1 protein-coding gene and 1 pseudogene are annotated in these 2,462 nt (G+C 68.2%); one reads left to right on the plus strand and one right to left on the minus strand.

Features of this window, described 5'->3' with window-relative positions:
• Positions 1 to 498: 498 nt before the first annotated feature.
• Positions 499 to 822 (minus strand): annotated as a pseudogene (gene soxR / locus AB0J42_RS37535) (redox-sensitive transcriptional activator SoxR); the annotation flags it as partial.
• Positions 823 to 876: 54 nt separating this feature from the next.
• Here soxR and AB0J42_RS37540 point away from each other — a divergent pair.
• Positions 877 to 2,400, plus strand: a complete 1,524-nt coding sequence (locus AB0J42_RS37540) for an MFS transporter (protein ID WP_364303330.1) — start codon at positions 877 to 879, stop codon at positions 2,398 to 2,400.
• Positions 2,401 to 2,462 lie beyond the last annotated feature (62 nt).

Below are 2,462 nucleotides of genomic sequence, written 5' to 3' on the forward strand. Positions count from 1 at the left end.
AGCCTTCCGCCGCCTCCACCAGGCCCGCGCCCGGCTCAGCCATTACCGGCGACGTGGAGATCCACTACCTCAAGATCTGTGAATGTAGTACAGGGAACGCGCCATGTCACTGCCCTGCCGCGCCAAAGACCTCACCGAGGATCCCATGATCCGGACCCGTGCCCTGCGTAGGTCCGGTCCCGGACGGCGGCGGGACACCGGGCCGGGCACCGCACGCCAGCTCCGCCGTACAGACCGAACGCACCGACCGCGGTCGCCGCGCCGCCGCACAGATGGCCCTACGATCGCCACGGCATGGCTGGCCGCCGGACATGCTTGGGGGCGATCGAAGGTCCAGAGCCTGATCTTCGAACTGCGGACAGCTGGCCGATCGGTCGGTGGCGGACTCTACGATCGCCACCTATGAGCCGCTATGCGGAGACCATCCGGGTGGAAGTAGACGTCGAGGACTGCAGCACTGTCTTACTGACGGACTGGGACGGCGACGACGCGGGCGGTGAGCTGCTCGATGCGGGTGTCGAGTTCGGCTCGCCATGAGGCGGATAGACGGGTCCAGTCTTCCCTGTTCGGGGTGCGCTCCTCCGGGAGGCCTGCCAGTGCCTCGCCCGCCACACGCAGTGGGATGCCGACTCGCTGCGCCACCCGGATGAAGGCCACCCTGCGCAGGAAGTCGCGGGAGTAGCGTCGTTGGTTTCCGGCGGTCCTGCGGCTGCGGATCAGGCCCTTCTCTTCGTAAAAGTGCAAGGTGGTCACCGGGACACCGGCACGGGCTGCGAGCTGGCCGACAGTGAGCTCTTCGGCGTCGAAGGGGGGCTTTGTCACGTCTCTCAGGCTAGAGCTTGACCTCGTCTAAGGTCGAGGTTTGATGCTTGACGGGTGACGAGATCTCCTGCGGATGCCGCTCCGGCCGCCACTGGCCGTGCTGGGCGACGGGAATGGGTCGGGCTTGCCGTTCTGTCCCTCCCCGCTCTCCTGGCCTCACTCGAACTGACCGTGACTCACCTGGCGCTGCCCGCGATCGGCAGAGCGCTGGTAGCCGACAGCGCTGAACTGTTGTGGATCGTGGATGTCTATGCCTTTCTGCTCGCCGGATCGCTGATCACCATGGGCACGCTGGGCGATCGGATCGGCCGCCGGCGGCTGCTGCTGATCGGCGCGGCCGCGTACGGGGTCGCATCTGTGCTCGCGGCCTACGCTCCCAGTGCGGACGCGCTCATCGCGGTGCGCGCGCTACTCGGAATCTCCGGCGCTACGTTGATGCCGTCCGTGCTCTCCCTGACCGTGGCCATGTTCCGGGATTCGCGGCAACGCACCGTCGCCGTGGGAATCGTCATTGCCAGCGTGTCCGGAGGAACCGCGATCGGCCCTCTCGTGGGCGGGTGGTTGCTGGAGCGCTTCTGGTGGGGGTCGGTGTTCCTGCTCGGCGTGCCGGTGATGGTGCTGCTGCTGGTGCTGGGGCCGATCCTGCTGCCCGAGCGGCGCGACGCGGGGGCAGGGCGGTTGGACCCGATCAGCGCCGTACTGTCGCTGGCTGCGGTGTTGCCGGCGGTCTACGGTCTCAAGCAGATCGCCGCCGACGGTCCCGGCTGGTTGCCCGTGCTCTCCGTCGCGGCCGGGCTGCTGTTCGCCGTCGTCTTCCTGCGCAGGCAGCGTGCGTTGCGTCACCCGCTGATCGACCTGCGATTGTTCGCGAACCGGGCGTTCAGCACGGCGGTGGCCACGCTTGCGCTGGGCATCTTCGTGCTGTGGGGCTTCAACTACGCCTTCGCGCAGTATCTGCAGTTGGTACGCGGGCTCTCGCCGCTGGAGGCCGGGCTGTGGACGGCGCCCTCAGCCATCGGGGTGATCGTCGGATCGACGCTGGCCTCGAGGATCGTGCGCTGGATAGCTCCGGGACCGGTCATCGCGGCCGGCCTGGTCCTGGCTGCCGTCGGCTTCGTCGTGGTCGCCCAGGCGGGCGTGACTGCCGGGACAAGTGCCCTGGCTCTCCTGGTCACCGGGGCCATCATCGTGTCGGCTGGGCTCGGTCCGATGATGGCGCTCGCCACCGACATGGTCGTCGGTTCCGCGCCTCCGGAGCAGGCCGGCGCGGCGTCAGCCATCTCCTCGACCGCACCTCAACTCGGTGGTGCCCTCGGCATCGCGCTCCTCGGCAGCGCCATCACCGCGGTGTACCGGAGCGAAATGAGTGGCGCTGTCGTGGTGGGCCTCCCCTCAGAGGCCGTGTCCGCTGTGACGGAGAGCCTGGGCGGTGCTGTGACGGCGAGTCAAGTTCTTCCCGGCCTGCCCGGGGCCATGCTGCTCAGCACAGCCCGTGCAGCGTTCAGTGCAGGGTTTCGGCTGAGCGCTGTGGTCAGCGCCGCCGTGGTTAGCGTCCACGGGGGTGGTGTACGGGTTTGAACCCGTTCGTCACCTTGATGCCCGTGCGGGAAGATCGATGTGACATGAGGGCGGCCACTCCG

The organism is Nonomuraea sp. NPDC049649, from assembly GCF_040675175.1.
Classification (GTDB): Bacteria; Actinomycetota; Actinomycetes; order Streptosporangiales; family Streptosporangiaceae; genus Nonomuraea.